The sequence below is a fragment of the Massilimicrobiota sp. An105 genome, from assembly GCF_002161155.1.
In the GTDB taxonomy this organism is placed as follows: Bacteria; Bacillota_I; Bacilli_A; order Erysipelotrichales; family Coprobacillaceae; genus Allocoprobacillus; species Allocoprobacillus merdigallinarum.
This window is the reverse complement of record NZ_NFLY01000018.1, coordinates 1-19,443: the sequence shown is the minus strand read 5'-3', so window position 1 is coordinate 19,443 and position 19,443 is coordinate 1. Positions and strand designations below refer to the sequence as shown.

The following is a 19,443-nucleotide window of genomic DNA, read 5'->3' as shown; positions in this document are numbered from 1 at the left end:
CCTTTCTACTTTCCACTATCTCCATAATTTTCTAAAAACCTGGCAGAAGGATCGTTGACCTGACAGCCTTCCCAATTTGGATTTGGCATCCAGAATCCTTTCACCATTTGTGCCTGATGTGGATAATATTTTTCAAAGATTTCACGATATAATAATGACTCTTTTGTAAATGGTTGGGCGAAATCATATTTCTTTCTTTTTTCTTCAAATTCCTGATCACTATAATAATTATTCGCATAAGCTTTGATTTCATCACTTAATGAATGTCCTACCGCATCTGAAAAAGCTGCTTTTTCACGCATTAAGATATCTTGAGGTAAATATCCTCTGTCAAACGCTTTACGCAATAAATATTTTCCTTTTCCATAATTATTCATTTTTAAAGCAGGATCAATATGCATAACATAATCCACAAAAGCCAAATCTCCAAAAGGCACACGTGCTTCTAAGGAATGAACACTAATACAACGATCAGCACGTAAGACATCATACATATAAATTTCTCGAATACGTTTTTCAGCTTCCTTTTGGAATTCTTTTGCATTTGGCGCAAAATCTGTATATTTATAACCAAATAATTCATCTGAAATCTCACCCGTTAATAAAACTCTAATATCTGTATGCTGATGAATATACTGACAGACAAGATACATACCAATAGATGCACGAATTGTTGTAATATCATATGTTCCTAAAGTGGCAATAACAGGTTCTAAGGCACTTAGAACATCATCTTTTGTGATAATCACTTCGGTATGTTCACTGCCAATAAACTCAGCCACTTCTTTGGCATATTTTAAGTCAATAGCATCTTTGTCCATTCCAATCGCAAAAGTACGAATTGGTTTTTTTAGCAGACGAGAAGCCACTGCACAGACAAGTGATGAATCTAATCCACCACTTAATAAGAAACCAAGTGGTGCATCTGCATCCAATCTTTTTTCAATACCTTTGACTAATAAATCATGTATATTTGTATAGATTGTATTGAAATCATCATGATGATAGTTTTCCACCAGGCTCATATCTCTATAACAAACAAACTCCCCATTTTGATAATAATGTCCTGGTGGAAAAGGTACAATCTTATCACAGATGCCAACTAAATTTTTGGCTTCTGAAGCAAAGACAATGTGCTGATGATCATCATAACCATAAAATAATGGGCGAATCCCAATCGGATCTCTAGCAGCAATAAATTCTTTTGTATCACCATCAAAAAGAATCAATGCAAATTCTCCATCTAATTCTTTAAACATGTCTACACCCATTTTTTGATAAAGAGGAAGCAGGATTTCACAATCACTCTCCCCTTGAAAGTCAAAGCCCTGCTTCATCAATTTTTCTTTCATTGGTCTAAAACCATAGATTTCACCGTTACAGACAACGTAATGCTTCCCTCTTTGAAATGGTTGCATACCATACTCATTTAATCCCATGATGGATAAACGTTGAAATCCCAATAGCCCTTTACCTGTATCAATAATACGCATAGCATCAGGTCCCCTGGTATGTGTTCTTTCAAAACCTTTTAAAAAAATCTCTTTTTCTACATTGCTGTCGCAATACGCCATAATCGAACACATTGTCATAACCCCTCTCTTATATAATTTTATAAAATACCAAATAACAGTTTGCCATATGTTGGGAATGGCCATACATTTTCGGCAGTTAATGTTTCCAATTCATCACATGGTGTACGTAAAGCACTCATAGCTGGAATGACTTCATCTCGATAATAGAAAGCTGCCTTTTCAAAGTCTTCAATCGCTTCAGCTTCTTTTAAGACTTTGTCTAAATGTTTTGTTGCTTTAAAAGCTTGATCTAATAATGCTGAAACATCTTTTAAAGTTTCTTTTTCATAAACATTTTCTAACTTGGCAACTTCTGTTTTCATTGCACAAGTTTGTGCTAAGTCATATGAATATTGACTGACAGCTGGTAAGATTTCTTTTTGAGCCATATTGACCATTGTTAAAGCTTCAATATGCAAAATCTTGACATATTCTTCCATCATAATTTCATAACGAGAATGCACTTCTTCTTCATCAAAGACTTTATGTCTCTTAAATAAATCAATATTTTCATCTTTAATAAAATATGGTAAAGCATCAGGTGTTGTACGTAAGTTTAATAGTCCACGTTTCTTGGCTTCCTCTACCCATGAATCATCATAACCATTCCCATTGAAAATAATACGTTTATGTTCTTTGATTGTTCCTTGAATCAATGCATGTAATGCTGAAGAAAAATCTGGTGCTTTTTCTAGAATATCCGCAAATTCTTTTAATTCATCTGCAATCACTGTATTTAAAACAATATTACATCCTGCAATAGATGAACTTGATCCTGGCATACGGAATTCAAATTTATTACCTGTAAAAGCAAATGGTGAAGTACGGTTACGATCTGTTGTATCTTTAGGAAATTTAGGTAAGACATGAGCCCCAATCTTCATGACTTCTTTTTCCTTAGAATCATATGGTCGATCTTCTTCAATAGCTTTTAAGATTTCAGCTAATTCATCACCTAAGAAAACAGAAATAATAGCTGGCGGTGCTTCGTTAGCTCCCAAACGATGATCGTTACCTGCAGTCGCAACAGATAATCTCAACAAATCCTGATGTTCATCAGCCGCTTTAATCACAGCGCATAAGAATAATAAGAATTGAGCATTTTCATGCGGTGTATCTCCAGGTTCTAATAAATTCACACCTGTATCTGTTGATAATGACCAGTTATTATGCTTTCCACTTCCATTGATACCATCAAATGGCTTTTCATGTAATAAAGCTACCAAACCATGTTTTTTCGCAATTCTTTGAATCAATTCCATTGTTAATTGGTTATGATCAGTCGCAATATTGGTAGTAGAGAAAATAGGTGCTAACTCATGTTGAGCTGGTGCGACTTCATTGTGTTCAGTTTTCACTAAGACACCTAATTTCCATAATTCTTCATTCAAGTCATTCATAAATTCTTGAACTCTACTCTTGATCGTTCCAAAATAATGATCTTCCATTTCCTGTCCTTTTGGAGATGGTGCACCAAATAAAGTACGTCCTGTATAAATCAAGTCTTTTCTTTGTTCATAATATTTTTTATCGACTAAGAAATATTCCTGTTCAGGTCCCACTGTTGTTTTGACATTCTTAACATTTTCGTTACCAAATAATTTTAAGATACGTAATGCCTGTTTGTTGATAGCCTGCATACTTCTTAATAATGGTGTCTTTTTGTCTAAAGCATGCCCTGAATAAGAACAGAATGCTGTAGGAATACATAAAACGCCATTTTTAATAAAAGCATAAGAAGTTGGATCCCAAGCTGTATATCCTCTGGCTTCAAATGTTGCACGTAATCCCCCATTCGGGAAAGATGACGCATCAGGTTCTCCTTTAATTAATTCCTTGCCAGAAAATTCTAAAATAACTTTCCCATTTTTGTTTGTTCCAATAAAACCATCATGCTTTTCAGCTGTTACACCTGTCATCGGTTGAAACCAGTGCGTATAATGTGTAGCTCCATGTTCCACAGCCCAATCTTTCATCGCATTCGCCACAGCATTTGCAATCTTGATATTTAAAGATTTCCCCTCTTTAATTGTTTTTTGAAGTTCTCTGAAAGTATCCTTCGCAAGTCTTTCTTCCATGACTTCTTCATCAAATACCAAAGTTCCAAAAATATCTGTTATTTTCTTTTCCATATCTATCACTCCTTTATGTAAACCTATCCGTTTACTTATTTTGCATTATGATACAGCTTCGTATTTTTGTCAATGTTTTTTTATCATTTTAATAAATTATTATTATATTTGATTGAAAAAATACAATTATTCCGTTATAATAAAGACGAATAGGAGATATTGAATCCCGTAATATTTATTTTTATGTAACATCTTATACAACAAATTTTGATATATGTATCTCCTATTCTTCTATAAAATATAAGGAGAACAACAATGATAAATGATTTAAAAGAAATTCATGAGGAGTGTGGTGTGTTCGGTGTGTTTCAGCATCCAAATGCAGCTAACCTCTGTTATTATGGTTTACATGCCCTTCAGCATCGTGGGCAGGAAGGAGCCGGTATTTTAGTTGCGAACGATCATAAACTTTCTATTCATAAAGGAGAAGGTTTGGTCACTGAAGTTTTTAACAGTGAAAAGATTCATCAGATGAATGGTATTCACGCTATTGGTCATGTGCGTTATTCAACTGCTGGTGGTGGAGGTATTATGAATGTACAGCCTTTACTTTTTAGAACCATGGTGGGTGATATGGGAATTTGTCATAATGGAAATATTGTGAATGCTAATGTATTGAAAGCTGAACTTGAAGAACAAGGCAGTATCTTTTCATCTTCATCTGATACTGAAATTTTAGGACATTTAATCAAACGTCAAAAAGGACATATGATAGATCGTATCTGTGCTTCTTTAGAAAAATTAGATGGAGCTTTTGCTTTCCTCATTCTTTTAGAAGATCGTCTCTATGCTGTCAGAGATCGTTATGGATTAAGACCACTAGCTATTGGGCAGCTCCCTAATGGAGCGTATGTCTTTGCTTCAGAAACATGTGCATTAGATATTGTAGGCGCTAAATTTCTAAGAGATGTCGAGCCAGGAGAAATAGTCAGAGTTAAAGGCAATCAATTGTTATCTCGTCTTTATACAAAACAGCCTATACATGATAAGATCTGTGCTATGGAATATGTATATTTTTCTCGTCCCGACAGTATCCTCGATGGTATCAATGTTCATACAACACGTAAAAATGCTGGAAAACAACTTTATTTAGAAAGTCCAGTAGATGCTGATATTGTGATTGGAGTACCAGATTCATCTATATCTGCTGCAATTGGATATTCAGAAGCTTCCCACATTCCTTATGAGATGGGACTAATTAAAAACAAATATGTTGGAAGAACATTCATTCAACCTACGCAGGAATTAAGAAATCAGGGTGTTCGTATGAAGCTTTCGGCTGTTTCTTCAATTGTGAATCAAAAAACAGTCATCATGATTGACGACTCTATTGTCAGAGGAACAACATCCAAACGTATTGTGACTTTATTAAAAGAAGCAGGCGCTACAGAAGTTCATGTCAGAATTGCTTCACCGGCAATCAAATATCCTTGTTTTTATGGTGTAGACACGTCTACTCTTGATGAATTAATTTCTCACAAGATGACAACTCAGGAACTTTGCGCATATATTGGTGCTGATTCCTTAGCCTTCATCAGTGAAGAAGGACTTCAAAAATCTATTCATTTTGAAAAAGAACATACCTGTGATTTATGTATGGCTTGTTTCAATAGAAAATATGTCACACCACTATATGATAATGATTTTCAAGACGATTAAAGGTTTGTCAAAACGACAAACCTTTTATATTTTTATCGCAATAATCAAAGCCAACATCCCAATAACAAGAACCGTCCCACAAATCCTTAATACTTTATTTTCCTGCTTAGAAGATAGCCATGAAAATTTTTCACTTATTAACTGCTGTGTCATAGATTTATAAATTTCAACGCCTAAGAAAATTAAAAATATGATATACAATTTCAAAGAGTTCACATCAAACCCTGAAAACAAATCACAAACATATGCCCAAAGTAAAATAACAATAACCAAACCAGTAAAATAAATTCCTTTAGAATACCTATATGTATTCCAATAGCCATATGCCTGATAATCTCGACAGAGCACATCTTTAATAATCAATGTCGAAGCAACTACAAAGAACAAATAGTCTGCTGAAGTCATATATAACATTTTACTCTTCTTCCCTCTTAAAAAAGTGCTTATCAGCAACATATTGACTGATTTTCAGTCTACGTAAAGTTTTGCTTTCATAAACTACAATAATACCTAGTATTGCTATTTTGATATATGCAATTCCAAAAGATAAAAAAGACCTGGAAATACAAATAAGAATAAGACTGCAAGCCAATCCTGTATAACTTCTCTTTTCCATTCTTTCTTAAATAAATCTGGAAACAAAGGCTTATCTAGAATACAAACCAGACATTTATCACTCATCACTTCATATAATATAATCCCAATAAACATAACACATATATAAACAATTTCTCGAATGATTTCTTCCATTTTGATCACCATCTTATATATATCAAAATAATATGAAATTTTTGTGTATTCACTTTTTTGTTTAGATAACATCGTTTTCTGTTATATAATGAAGAAGAGGAGTGGACATCATGAATAAAAAGAAAATACGTCTCATTATTGGAGGGATTATATCCCTTCTCATAGCATGGATCATCATAGACACTTTCACAACTGTTCCTATCTATTTATATATTGATCAAGTCCATGAGCAACAATCCCAGATTATTATTCATATTCCTTATGGTTCAGGTCATTATTACTATAAAAAATATAAGCTAAATCAAATAGAAGATGGTGTTTATCAAATTCAGGGTTATGGCTCTATGCTTTCAGGAAAGAAATACCCTTTAGAAATAACAATTGATAATAGTCAAAATCAAATCAAAGAAATCAAACAAAAAAACTTGGACAATCAATTAGAAACGATATATTCTCAATGAAATAGCAAAATAAGGCTATTTCTTTTTTATATAAACTTAATCATGACCAACAAAGCTAATAGTGCAATGACTATAGAAGTTCCACAAACCTTTAAAATCATATTTTCTTGTCTTGATGAAAGCCATGAAAAATGTTCCGTAATAGAATGATGATTTTGCATTTTATAAAAATCCATACCTACAAATAGAACATATATCATTAAGATTTTTAAATGATTTAAATTCATTTCATCATGTAAATATAATAAAAACAACAATAACCCCATAACTATACTTCCTATTATATGTAATCTTTTTGAGCCATTAAAAACATGTCTCTTAGAAAAAACATCTCTTATGACATAAGATGTAAGTCCCATAAAGAAAGCAAATTCTGGCATTGTCATATACAACATATGATTTTCTCCCCCTCCATTTTCTTATCTTGATTTCAGTATAACAAAGCAAGATGAAAACAATATGTTTATAATCTTTACTTCAGGTTAAGATTTTATTAAAACAAAGCATTATCGCAATTGCCTACTAGATATTTACTAAACATATATAATTCATATATGTAAAAAGCCTATACAAACATCCATTTGCATAGGCTAAAGTTCCTATAATATATTTATTCATTCTTCTTGTACGATAGTTAACTTTTGAAAAATATCCTCATTACTATTATCTATATTTTGTAAATAAACTTTTTTCTCTATCGTAACTGATATTTAGTAGCTCGTCCTTTCTCCGACTTATCAATAATATTTTTATCAGATAATGAATTCAGTATTCTAATAAGCTTTGCCTTATTATAATGACTTTGTTTTTCTATTTCTGCTCTTGATAATTTTAAATTTCCATTAAAAAGCTGTACAATCAATTGTTCCTCGCTTGTTAAACTAGCTGTACTTAATACAGTTGGTAATATAATTGTTATGGAGTTTTCATAGACTTTGAATTGTGGTTTTGTTAGAGAATTGTGATATGATTTGTTGATTCTTTTGATTCCTGTACCAAACATTTCTATATATCTTAGTCTATAGAATACATTTCCTATAATTGGATTTCTAATCATTGAAATCTGTCCATCGAGATATTCTGCTTCACTCATTCCTGAAGGAAGACCTCCTGGAAAACTTATTTCGATTCTATCATCAAACATACTTACTCTTATAAATGCATTGATGTCCCAAAAGCGATGAATCATAGCATTGGCTATAGCTTCACGAAACGCATTTTCTGGGATACGATTGACAATCTTCCTAGAAGTTCCATCAATTTTTTCATATTGATAATATTTTTTATACATTTCAACGCTTTCTTCCAATAACAATAAAATAGATTTATTTTCTAAAATAATTCTATCCATAATTTCATCAATATCTTGTCCAAATTTTATAATATCAATACCCTTATAATTATTTTGATCAGCAAGTAATAACGAAAAACATTATCGTTTCATTTCTATCAATTAATTATCAAATGACAATTGTGTTCAATAAGCTACAATTTCTCTGAAAAACAAAAATTTCAGATATCTACAAGATTTACTCAAATTCTTTTTCATTCTTTTTAAAAAAATTGTAAAAATAACGAACATTTTCTAAATCGCTCCATTTGGTAACAGCATATTCTTTGGAATCAATATTATATATTTTTGCATCTAAAGTTCCTAACATAAAAGGTGAATGAGTTGCAATAATAAACTGACAATCTAGCCACCTTGCCATGTTATTAATTTCTTGGGCTAATGCAACTTGATTTGCAGGAGAAAGAGATACTTCAGGTTCGTCTAATAGATATAATGCATCCGGTTGTAGGAAGCCCTCGAAGTACTGCATAGATGTTTCCCCATTAGAATATTTTTCTTGCGCAAACATGATATACTCCATCTGTTTTGAGCCATCCTTTGACTCTAAATATTTTCTTGCTTCTTCCTTCGTCATTCCCTTTTTTACATAATCATATAACATACCATCTGATAACACTTGTTGCTGTTGAATTTTCTTAATCTCATAGAGAATATCTTCACTTTTGATATAATGGCTATTCTCTGGTAAGTGTCTTATCTTTTGACCAAGTTCATCTTCACCCAAACGATAAGAGCATTCTAAACAAAATTGAGTAAAGTAGTTTGCCATACCATATGAATGACAAGTCGCATTTTCCTTACCTTTGAGTCCTAACTTATTAGCGATGATATTGAGTAATGTTGATTTCCCAGAACCATTATTCCCATAAAAGACTGTTACTGGTGTAAATACAAAAGGCTCTATATCTTTATCCCTAAAAATACTATACGGATAAATATGAGGATTAGATATTTGAAAATCACTCAATTGAAAACTTCTTAAATATATCATGAATAAAGAATCCTCCTTTGCTCAATTGCAAGTTTTTACTCTCATCCAGCTATATTAGCACTTATAATTTCTCCATTTGGCTTAACCTCTATTTCAATAGCATGTCCCCAAAACATATCGTCATCATTGTAAAACAAAGATAAACTTCCATCTGAACTAACTATTATTTCACTCATTTCCATACGCTTCATAAATATTTCTTTTGTAATTTCTTCAGTATCAATTTCATCTGATGCATCCATCCACTCATTTGCAAGTTCTGTTAGTTCTTGCGCAGCGAATTCACGGTACTTCGTATCATGCTCCACAATATTATCTAATACCTTTTTTAGTACCTTCATTGCCTGTTTTGCAGTATTCCCATCCTCCTCATCGGTTTCCAGATATGCATTCACTTCTACTCCATTCCAATTGACAATTCCCTCAAACCATGAAAATTCTCTATCTAAGGCAAAAGAACCTAATTCATTTTCTATAGAAATTGGTTTAGAATAATATTCTTTTAAAGCTTCCAATTTTTCATTTGAAGCATTTTCTTCAAGTACATTTATAAGCATATATCTGTTGTTTATATATTGTGATTGATATGGCAGCAATTTTTGCGGTATACATTTTCTGACAGTGACACGATAAATGCCAAATTGCTCAAATTTATATCCCCATCCATTGCGTTTATTATCATTTTTTATAAGCCATTCAACACGACCTTTCTCATGAAAGAACTGACCAGTACGCAAATCTATAGACGCAAGAAAATCAACAAAAGGTTTCAACATGTCTTTTATATTTGCAGCCCCTTTACACGGTGATTGTACTAAAATAAGCATTTCATATTCTTCTGTTTCGAATTCTTTTTCAAAATCTGTTTGTACTGACATAATTCGCACCACCTTTTCTTAATCATTTATATACTTAAATTTCCTTGATTCATACAATTTTTTTCTCTTCTTACCCTCCAGACAAGAAGTATCTCTCGCTTTTTGCTAGGTCAATTAGGATTTGTTTTACAACTTGATTTCATATCCTATTTCATGTAAAACATATCCATCGTCAAACACCTCATCATAAACTCCATCAACTTTTGTGAAACCATTTTTTTGATACAATCGAATAGCCGGTTTATTTATATCTACTACAAATAATCGCAAATATTCAGCACCAAGTGATTTAGAAATTTCTTTTGCTTTATTGAGCATTTGCTGACCAATTCCTTTTTTAGAATACTCAACATTAACACCCAATCGGTCAATATACATTGCTTTAGCAGATTTTTCACTCCATTCAACATAAGCTTCTCCTGCATTGTTATCACATAAAGCAAAAGCAGATATGATTTCTTCATCATCTGCAATAACATAAAGACGCTTGTTATTTATGTCATCTTCAAAGAACTCGCAAGGATAAATATCATCCCAAATTTGAATGTTATTTTTATTCATATTTTTTATGATCTCTTTATAAATTATTTTCAGTTGTTTCAGATCTTCTATTCTTGCTAGTCTAAATTCCATCTTATCATCTCCAAAAATCGATATTGTTCATTATGATTACACTTCTAAATTAGGATTTATCTTTTTCTATAATATACGACTGTAAACTTTGCTTTATTTAACACGCTGATAAACTGGTATTTGCAATTCTAATCTTTCATAAGTTTTTTATTTTCAAATACTAATAAAACACTAAATATTATCTCTATCCCTATCATCATCATTGCAAGAACATAATTTTCAAAAGTTAATCCTACTACTAATGATAATATAGGGATTATTATAGATAACACCATATATGATTTTGAATTATATAACCAACTATAAGGTAATAGATGACCCCCAAAAATCATAGCAATAACCATTAGCATTTTATCTGGCAATGTAGGATAAATCCACATTGCTATTAAAAGATATATCATTTGATTTGCAGAAAATAGTATTCCTAAATTATTTAATGGATTACTTCTATCTTGAAATTGTATTTTTAATATTTTAGATATTAAAAAAGCTATTGGTAATAATGGTGCAGTACAACAAAATGTTAATAGATTTTTTGTTAATACAGGCAAATTTGTTAATTGTACTATTAAAACCATGGTCCATATTACTACTGATGCAATGATAAAATGTATACCTTTCTTTTGCTTTTTACTGCAATCTTTTTTTAATTCCTCCAAATTCATTTTTTATCCTCTCCTACAACTTCTAATTTGTCTACTCCTGTATGATTATTATACCAATAACTATTATCCACAACAACGATATCCTTCTATTCAACTATTTTTAACCAAAAAAAAGAGAATAGATAACTCCATTCTCTCATTGATTTTATTGAATTTCACTATGGTATTCTTGTAAAGATTTGACTGCATGGCTACCATGAATCTTCATTTCCATAATTCCTTCTAATGCAGCTTTAGCAGCAGCGATGTTTGTCATATATGGAATTCTCATCTTAATAGCTGTTTTTCTGATATAGCTATCATCATGAGCACTTTGTTTACCATGAGGTGTATTGATCACCATAGCAAGTTCACCATTTGTAAGGGCATCTGTAATGTTTGGACGTCCTTCATTTAATTTCTTAATTTTTTCAACTGGTACACCTGCTTCTTGAATTAAAGCGTATGTATTTCCTGTTGCTACAATTGTAAATCCTGCATCATAGTATCCTTTTGCAAGAGAGACAACTTGTGGTTTATCTAAATCATTAACACTGATTAATACTTTTCCTTCAGTTGGTAAGATTGTTTGTGTCGCTTCTTCAGCTTTATAGATAGCTGCTCCAAATGAACTTCCTAATCCTAACACTTCTCCTGTTGATCTCATTTCTGGTCCTAAGATTGGGTCAACTTCTGGGAACATATTGAATGGGAATACAGCTTGTTTAACACCAACATGTGGAATTTTCTTTTCAGTTAATTTTGGTACTGGTGATTCTCTACCAGTTAATTCCATTGTCACAATATCAGTTGCAATTTTCACCATATTAACATTACATACCTTTGATACTAAAGGTACTGTACGTGAAGCTCTTGGATTGGCTTCAAGAACATAAACTTTATCATCAGCAATCGCATATTGCATATTCATAAGTCCACGAACATTCATTTCTTTCGCGATTTTCTTTGTATATTTTTTGATTGTTTCTAAATGTCTCATTGGAATATGTTTAGAAGGTAAGATACATGCTGAATCTCCAGAGTGAATACCAGCTAATTCGATATGTTCCATAACAGCTGGAACGAAAACATTTGTTCCATCACTAATAGCATCTGCTTCACATTCCATTGCATTATTTAAGAATCTGTCAATTAAGATTGGACGATCTGGTGTCACACCAACGGCCGCAGCCATATATTGTTTTAAGCTGTCATCATCATAAACAACTTCCATTCCACGTCCACCTAAGACATAAGAAGGTCTTACCATTAATGGATAACCAATTCTTTTAGCGATTTCTAAAGCTTCTTCAACATTGACAGCCATTCCTGATTCTGGCATAGGAATTTCTAATTTTTCCATCATTTCATTGAATAAATCTCTATCTTCTGCCATATCAATTGTTTCAGGTGTTGTTCCTAAAATATGCACACCATTGGCTTTTAACTGAGAAGCTAAGTTTAATGGTGTCTGTCCACCAAATTGAGCAATCACACCAACTGGTTTTTCCTTATCATGAATACTTAAAACATCTTCTAATGTTAATGGTTCAAAATATAATTTATCAGAAGTATCATAATCAGTAGAGACTGTTTCTGGATTACAGTTGACAATAATTGTTTCAAATCCTAATTTCTTTAAAGCAAGTGAAGCATGAACACAGCAATAGTCAAATTCAATACCCTGACCAATTCTGTTTGGTCCTCCACCTAAAATCATAATCTTTTTCTTATCATGATGAATATCACTATGATCTTTGGCATTATATGTAGAATAGTAATATGCACTATCTTTTGTACCACTGACATGAACTGGTTCCCAAGCTTGAGTAATACCATTTTCAATTCTTTCATTTCTGATACTATCTTCAGAAACATTTAAAATCTGACTTAAATATTTATCTGAGAAACCATCTTGTTTTGCTTGTCTTAAAACATCTACTGGCAACTGTTTTCCAGCATATGATTTTAACATTTCTTCTTCATCAACTAATTCTTTCATTTGTTCAATGAAGTAATGTTTAATACTTGTTAATTCATATAATTCTTCAACAGTTGCTCCTTTTCTTAAAGCTTCATACATGATGAATTGTCTTTGACTTGTAGGAACTGTTAATTTTTCTAATAATTGTTCTTTTGTTAATTCATTGAAATTCTTTGCATATCCTAAACCATATTGACCAATTTCAAGAGAACGAATCGCTTTTTGGAAAGCTTCTTTATAAGTCTTACCAATACTCATAACTTCCCCAACAGCTTTCATCTGTGTTCCTAGTTTATCTTGTGCACCTTTGAATTTTTCAAAAGCCCATCTTGCAAATTTAATAACAACATAGTCACCATCTGGTACATATTTATCTAAAGTTCCATATTTTCCACATGGAATTTCATCTAAAGTTAAACCAGCAGCTAACATAGCTGAAACAAGGGCAATAGGGAAACCTGTTGCTTTTGAAGCCAAAGCACTAGAACGTGAAGTTCTTGGGTTAATTTCAATAACAACAATTCTATCTGTTTTTGGATCATGTGCAAACTGAACGTTTGTTCCACCAATAACACCAATTGATTCTACAATTCTAAAAGCCTGATCTTTTAAACGATCTTGAACATCTTGAGAAATTGTCAACATTGGCGCACTACAGAAAGAATCTCCAGTATGAACACCTAATGGATCAATGTTTTCAATAAAACATACAGTAATCATATTGTTTTTAGCATCTCTGACAACTTCTACTTCTAACTCTTCCCATCCAAGAATAGATTCTTCAATTAAACATTCATGAACAAGACTTGCCTGTAAACCACGAGAAACAACTGTTTTTAATTCTTCAACATTATAAACAAGTCCTCCTCCGGCACCACCCATTGTATAAGCAGGTCTCACAACAACAGGATAACCTAATTTATCAGCAATCGCTAAAGCTTCCTCAACTGTATTCGCAATTTCACTTCTTGCCATATCAATACCAAGTTCATTCATGGCTTTTTTGAATTCCAAACGGTCTTCACCACGTTCAATTGCATCAACCTGCACACCTAGAACTTTGACATTGTATTTATCTAAAACTCCAGCATTATGTAATTCAGCACATAAGTTTAATGCTGATTGTCCACCTAAGTTAGGCAATAAGGCATCTGGTCTTTCTTTTTCAATAATTTGTGTTAATCTTTTCAAATTCAATGGTTCAATATAAGTCACATCAGCAGTTTCTGGATCTGTCATGATTGTCGCTGGATTAGAATTGACTAAGACAATCTTGTATCCTAAACTTCTCAATGCTTTACATGCCTGTGTTCCTGAATAGTCAAATTCACAAGCCTGACCAATAATAATAGGTCCTGAACCAATAACTAATACTGTGTTTACATCTTCTCTTTTTGGCATATCTTTTCCTCCTTATCCATAAAAAAGACATATCAAATCAAATGATATGTCCTATAACAAATATAAAAAATAAGAAAAAGAAGACTCTGGAGAAACAGCTATTTGATTCGTTGTTTTTAAACCAAAATCCATCATTTTTCTCATTCCTTTCCTTATCCTTAATAAGTATATATTTTTGTATTTATACATTCAAGAAAATGATAAATAATAATCAAAAAGATAATAAATTATTAATTAATTCTTGTAATTTCATATCCCTCTTTAGCAAATGTGTCCATAATCTTTTGAATATGCTTTTCCCCATTGGTTTCACAAGTGACACGTAATTCTACTTCAGAGAAACGTGCAAAGTTCTTAAACTGGTTATGTTCCACACCAATAACATTCGCATTACATTGAGCTAAAACATGAGATACATATTCAAGTTCACCAGGTTTATCTAATAACTGTACAGTAAATGTAAAGACACGACCTCTAGCAATCAATCCCTTATTAATCATTGAAGAAATTGTTAAAACATCAATATTTCCACCACTAATCAAAGATACCACTTTTTTATTCTTTTCATTTAATTTCTTTAATGCTGCAAGAGATAAAATACCTGAATTTTCAGCAACCAGTTTATGTTTTTCCACAAGCAACAAGAACGCATCCATCAATTCATAATCAGAAACCGTAATAATACCATCCACATATTCTTTAATATAATCAAAAGTCATATCACCAATTTCTTTAACGGCTGTTCCATCCGCAATTGTATTGGCTTCTTTTAAAGCCACAACCTGATCTTCATTAATAGCCGCTAAAGCACTGGCAGCACCTTCTGGTTCTACTCCAATAATCTTGATCGTTGGTTTGATTTGTTTGGCAGCACAGGCGATCCCTGAAATCAATCCACCACCACCAATTGGCACTAAGATAATATCTGCTTCAGGCAATTCTTCAAGAATTTCTAATGCAATTGTTCCTTGCCCTTCAATGACATCTTCATCATTAAATGGATGTACAAATGTATATCCATGTTCCTTTTGTAAATCACAAGCTTTCTGATAGGCTTCATCATAAACTTCACCAGCCAAAACAACCTCAGCCCCATGTGCTTCTGTTGCTTCTACTTTAATTAATGGTGTATGTTGAGGCATTACAATTGTGGCCTTGACACCTAATTTAGAAGCTGCGTATGCCACCCCTTGTGCATGATTACCAGCCGAAGAAGCAATTAAACCTTTAGCTTTCGCTTCATCATCCATTTTGACAATCTTATTATAAGCCCCTCTTATTTTAAAAGCACCTGTTCTCTGTAAGTTCTCAGGTTTAATATAAACCTGATTTTTACATTCCTTTGAAAAAGCTTCACTATATATTAAGGGAGTAGGAATAATGACTTCATCAACTCTCTTTTTGGCTTCTTGAAAATGCTTTAAATCTAACATATTGAATCTCCCTCTCTTTCATATATTTTCAACATTATAACATAACTCATTATAGATTTGAATTGATTTTTTTCATATTCATAAATACTATACTTATGATTTAGTTAAATACAAATTTATATATGAAAGAAATTAAAAATTTCATCAATACTTACAGGTCTATATTCATGCGCATCCACACCAACATCATATCTATAAATACCTTCTTCTCTCATTTTTAAATTATAACTCCTATCATTATGTTGATGTCCATGTAAATGAATAGAACCTCTAAAAGAATGATTCCACTCTAAAAAAGGATAATGTGATAAAACAAGAAATTTCTTTTGATACTTTAGTTCTTTATAATCACAGACTTCTTCAAACAAACATTCATCATACTTTTTATCATGATTTCCTCTCACCAATATTTTTCTTCCATTTAGCTTTGAAATGATCTGATTAGCTTCATCTAAAGACAATTTCATTGTTAAATCTCCTAAGATATAGATAAAATCATTCTTTTTTACAAACTGATTCCAGTTTTGTATCAATGTTCTATTCATCTCATCAACATCTTGAAATGGTCTATTGCATAAACGCAGAGCATTTTGATGTCCTAAATGTAAATCACTTGTAAAATAAATCATTTGATCACCTCCATGACAATAAAAGGTATAGTTGATAAACCATACCTTTACGATAACACACCTTTCATGACATGTTAATATTTTATAAAGATTTTTCTGATATAAAAAGTCATATGAATAAGATACTATACTTATTTCCAATCTAAAATGAGTTTAATTCCCATAAAAAAACACAATTATCAGTAAACCTTATAATAACAAATGTATTTCAAATGACGTTTGTTATAAAAAGAGTATTCTTTTAAAAAAATAAACCTCTATAATATGAAATGAATCTCGTTATTAGAACACTCAAATAACAAAATTCTTCTCATATTTGTAGAGGCTTTTTTATTTAAATTGATTTAATTGTTCATCGTAGATGTAATCAATCTTTTGTAATGTTTGGATAACTTCATCCTGTGAAACATCCAAATCATCACATAATGATTCTAATGAATCATATTGATCTCTCAGTTTCATATTGATAAAACTTAAAAGCATGGCTGGATCTTTAGGTAACATTAGTATTCAACTCCTTCATAGATTTGTGATAAAACATATGCAATACCATCTTCATTATTTGATTTCGTTACGACTTTTGCACGTTGTTTCACTTCTTCAACTGCATTTTCCATCGCAACGCCAAGTCCTGCATATTCAATCATACTTAAATCGTTATAGCCATCTCCAAAAGCTATGACCTCCTCTTGTTTAATGCCTAAACTCTTAGCTAAACGATCAAGAGAAGCTGCTTTATCTATATTTTTGGCCATCACTTCTAAAAAGAATGGTGCACTACGATAAATACTTAATTCATTTCCAAAAGGCTTTTTAAATTCTTCTTCAATAGAAGCAATATATTCTGGTGTTCCCGTTAATAAAACTTTATGTATAGGATTTTCTAATATATCAATAAAAGATGAAACCTGATATTTTCTTATATCATTAATTTTTGCTTCAATGCAAACATACTCATCGTCAATATCTTCTGTATAGATACTATCATTTTTATATGTCATACAAGCTAAGTTGTATTGTTTAGCTTGTGTATACACCTTTTTAGCTTCTTCAATAGATAATGTTTGTTCATATACTGTTTCCTGATTCGGTACAATTCCCACTCTGGCACCATTAAAAGAAAGTAAATATCCACCAAATTCATCCAACAATAATTCTTTAGCTTCATGTCTAAGTCCTGCTGTTGGTCTACCTGAAGCCAAAACAATCTTAACTCCCTGTTTTTGAACTTCGATTAAAGCTTCTTTTGTTTTAGCAGTGATTTGATTATCAGAATTCTTTAAAGTCCCATCTAAATCTAATGCGATTAATTTATATTTCATCATAACCTCCTGTTTTTTTACTATCTTATAAAATTTTGTATCATTTGTCTATATTCTATTTTCCAAGATAATCACATATTTTATAAGCATATTTATGGTATAATGACTATCAGGAGGGCATAAAAATGAATCTCAAAAACAAATTAAGAAATCAGATGATTATTCTCACAATACTATCATTCTTTATATTTCTCTTTTTCTTCTTGCGTATTAATGTTTATACTTATACACCTATCTTTCGTATAATCTATACAATCGTTTTTATAAGTATCATATTGATACAATGGATCATGTATTTTTCTCAAAATAAAAAAATACCAGCTATTCATGACTGGTTAGAAAACTTTCTTGCCAAACATCCAGATATTCAACATTTGCAATCTTTATCTTACGCTACAATATACGCTCAAAAACGTATCTTCGCCTTATTAGTCTATTATTTCTGTTTAAATATCATGGCTATTGTTTTTTCTTATTATATTATTATGCGTATTATCTTTGATCAGCCTATAAGTATGATCTTCTTGTTGTTTATAGTCTGTTTGTTGATAATTGTATTTGTATATGCATACATCTATACGCATATTGAAAAAACATATTATCAGTCCTATTTATATCATGATTATAAACTCTATATTCAAATGACTTATCATCTTTGTTGTATCCCTGTCTTTCAAAAAGCCATCTTGAGTTACAATACACTTATGAATGTTTCATCAGCATTGGGAAGATTGGGTTATCCTCAGGAAGCTTATGATTTTTTACTTATATGGAAACAAAATGCCAAAAGACTTCCTGCCCTCACAAAACTTTATTACTATGAACATTGCATTGCTCACTTAGCAATGCTACAGGATCTTGAAAAGTTTGAGGATGCTTATACAAAGTTTCAAACTCTTTATCAAAGTCATCCTCGTTTACACCAAAGAGAAAATATCAAAACATTAACTTTGATTGTTTCTCTTTATGTCGCTTATATTCATAATCAACCTGAAGAAGTTCTTCAACTCAAAAAACAAATACTATCATCTCATAATGATCTTCCACCTCAAATCAAAACAATTTTTGAATGGGCAGAAGCCAAAATATAATTCATCTAATCAACATTATAAAGACTATGAACAAGGACAGACCTTTTACCATACGTATGACGTGAACGAACATATTCAAAAGGAGTCCATTATTTAAATACGTTACTTGTTGTACTTCAAGCATAGGTGTTGTTGGTGTACATTTTAAGTATTCGACTTCCAAGTTGTTTGGTAAATCAGCCCTAATCTTACGATTAGCACCCACAATCTTGAGTTTAAAATTTTCCTTTATATCATTATAAAACGAAGATAATAAAATCTCTTCTGTTAAATGGGATATAACTTGAACTGGAACTTTTAAATATTCTATTCAATAGAGTTCTTTATGCAATAAACGCAGACGAAAACAAATTCCTATAAGAAGACCAAAAAGCGTCCAAATAGACGCTTCAGGCTGTTGACAAAGTGGTAGAATTTTTTATTAAATCTACCACTTCTTTTTATTTTTTATGCAAATTGATAAATTTGTACTATTTTCCTTATATGTCTTTCTTTTTTGTTCGGTGA

Annotated in this window: 19 protein-coding genes; 3 read left to right on the top strand and 16 right to left on the bottom strand. The window is 31.6% G+C overall.

Going from position 1 to position 19,443, the window contains the following annotated elements; translation table 11 throughout:
- Positions 1-5 precede the first annotated feature (5 nt).
- Both asnB and B5E48_RS06610 read right to left on the bottom strand, forming a co-directional pair.
- Positions 6-1,586 carry an asparagine synthase B gene (gene asnB, locus B5E48_RS06615; RefSeq protein ID WP_087304525.1) on the bottom strand — a complete coding sequence of 527 codons (1,581 nt, stop codon included), beginning with the start codon at positions 1,584-1,586 and terminating at the stop codon, positions 6-8.
- 26 nt (positions 1,587-1,612) lie between these two features.
- Positions 1,613-3,706 carry a glutamine synthetase III family protein gene (locus B5E48_RS06610; protein WP_087304524.1) on the bottom strand — a complete coding sequence of 698 codons (2,094 nt, stop codon included), beginning with the start codon at positions 3,704-3,706 and terminating at the stop codon, positions 1,613-1,615.
- A 255-nt stretch (positions 3,707-3,961) separates the two neighbouring features.
- Here B5E48_RS06610 and purF point away from each other — a divergent pair, with 255 nt between their 5' ends.
- Positions 3,962-5,365 carry an amidophosphoribosyltransferase gene (gene purF, locus B5E48_RS06605; RefSeq protein ID WP_087304523.1) on the top strand — a complete coding sequence of 468 codons (1,404 nt, stop codon included), beginning with the start codon at positions 3,962-3,964 and terminating at the stop codon, positions 5,363-5,365.
- 24 nt (positions 5,366-5,389) lie between these two features.
- Here the strand turns inward: purF and B5E48_RS06600 are convergent, their stop codons facing one another.
- The gene (locus B5E48_RS06600; RefSeq protein WP_087304522.1) at positions 5,390-5,779 is read right to left on the bottom strand and encodes a hypothetical protein; all 390 of its coding nucleotides are present in this window, start codon (positions 5,777-5,779) and stop codon (positions 5,390-5,392) included.
- A gap of 105 nt (positions 5,780-5,884) precedes the next feature.
- Positions 5,885-6,115 carry a hypothetical protein gene (locus tag B5E48_RS06595; RefSeq protein ID WP_087304521.1) on the bottom strand — a complete coding sequence of 77 codons (231 nt, stop codon included), beginning with the start codon at positions 6,113-6,115 and terminating at the stop codon, positions 5,885-5,887.
- Positions 6,116-6,225: 110 nt separating this feature from the next.
- On the opposite strand from B5E48_RS06595, the gene B5E48_RS06590 reads away from it, so the two are divergent.
- Complete coding sequence (locus tag B5E48_RS06590; protein WP_087304520.1) at positions 6,226-6,576, top strand: hypothetical protein; 351 nt, start codon at positions 6,226-6,228, stop codon at positions 6,574-6,576.
- Between the two features lie 26 nt (positions 6,577-6,602).
- Here the strand turns inward: B5E48_RS06590 and B5E48_RS06585 are convergent, their stop codons facing one another.
- From B5E48_RS06585 to B5E48_RS06535, 11 genes are all read right to left on the bottom strand, one after another.
- Positions 6,603-6,971, bottom strand: coding sequence for a hypothetical protein (locus tag B5E48_RS06585; protein WP_087304519.1), 369 nt, complete (start codon positions 6,969-6,971; stop codon positions 6,603-6,605).
- A gap of 299 nt (positions 6,972-7,270) precedes the next feature.
- Positions 7,271-7,927, bottom strand: coding sequence for an ATP-binding protein (locus tag B5E48_RS06580; RefSeq protein ID WP_087304518.1), 657 nt, complete (start codon positions 7,925-7,927; stop codon positions 7,271-7,273).
- A gap of 178 nt (positions 7,928-8,105) precedes the next feature.
- On the bottom strand, positions 8,106-8,921 hold the full coding sequence (locus B5E48_RS06575; RefSeq protein WP_087304517.1) for an AAA family ATPase: 816 nt from the start codon (positions 8,919-8,921) through the stop codon (positions 8,106-8,108).
- A gap of 41 nt (positions 8,922-8,962) precedes the next feature.
- Positions 8,963-9,799, bottom strand: coding sequence for a DUF2262 domain-containing protein (locus tag B5E48_RS06570; protein WP_087304516.1), 837 nt, complete (start codon positions 9,797-9,799; stop codon positions 8,963-8,965).
- A 126-nt stretch (positions 9,800-9,925) separates the two neighbouring features.
- Positions 9,926-10,432, bottom strand: coding sequence for a GNAT family N-acetyltransferase (locus tag B5E48_RS06565; RefSeq protein ID WP_087304515.1), 507 nt, complete (start codon positions 10,430-10,432; stop codon positions 9,926-9,928).
- Positions 10,433-10,560: 128 nt separating this feature from the next.
- Complete coding sequence (locus B5E48_RS06560; protein ID WP_087244768.1) at positions 10,561-11,097, bottom strand: DUF7010 family protein; 537 nt, start codon at positions 11,095-11,097, stop codon at positions 10,561-10,563.
- A gap of 145 nt (positions 11,098-11,242) precedes the next feature.
- On the bottom strand, positions 11,243-14,461 hold the full coding sequence (gene carB, locus B5E48_RS06555; RefSeq protein WP_087304514.1) for a carbamoyl-phosphate synthase large subunit: 3,219 nt from the start codon (positions 14,459-14,461) through the stop codon (positions 11,243-11,245).
- A gap of 230 nt (positions 14,462-14,691) precedes the next feature.
- A complete protein-coding gene (gene ilvA, locus B5E48_RS06550; protein WP_087304513.1) occupies positions 14,692-15,894 on the bottom strand; it encodes a threonine ammonia-lyase in 1,203 nt (400 codons plus the stop codon).
- Positions 15,895-16,010: 116 nt separating this feature from the next.
- Positions 16,011-16,523 carry a metallophosphoesterase gene (locus tag B5E48_RS06545; RefSeq protein ID WP_087304512.1) on the bottom strand — a complete coding sequence of 171 codons (513 nt, stop codon included), beginning with the start codon at positions 16,521-16,523 and terminating at the stop codon, positions 16,011-16,013.
- 330 nt (positions 16,524-16,853) lie between these two features.
- Complete coding sequence (locus tag B5E48_RS06540) at positions 16,854-17,027, bottom strand: DUF4250 domain-containing protein (protein WP_087244772.1); 174 nt, start codon at positions 17,025-17,027, stop codon at positions 16,854-16,856.
- Positions 17,027-17,845 carry a Cof-type HAD-IIB family hydrolase gene (locus B5E48_RS06535; RefSeq protein WP_087304511.1) on the bottom strand — a complete coding sequence of 273 codons (819 nt, stop codon included), beginning with the start codon at positions 17,843-17,845 and terminating at the stop codon, positions 17,027-17,029. Before B5E48_RS06535 ends, B5E48_RS06540 begins: the two co-directional genes overlap by 1 nt.
- A 125-nt stretch (positions 17,846-17,970) precedes the next feature.
- Here B5E48_RS06535 and B5E48_RS06530 point away from each other — a divergent pair, with 125 nt between their 5' ends.
- Positions 17,971-18,936, top strand: coding sequence for a hypothetical protein (locus B5E48_RS06530; protein ID WP_087304510.1), 966 nt, complete (start codon positions 17,971-17,973; stop codon positions 18,934-18,936).
- A gap of 1 nt (position 18,937) precedes the next feature.
- Here B5E48_RS06530 and B5E48_RS14090 read toward each other — a convergent pair whose 3' ends face one another.
- The gene (locus B5E48_RS14090) at positions 18,938-19,246 is read right to left on the bottom strand and encodes a UTRA domain-containing protein (protein WP_087304509.1); all 309 of its coding nucleotides are present in this window, start codon (positions 19,244-19,246) and stop codon (positions 18,938-18,940) included.
- Between the last annotated feature and the right edge of the window lie 197 nt (positions 19,247-19,443).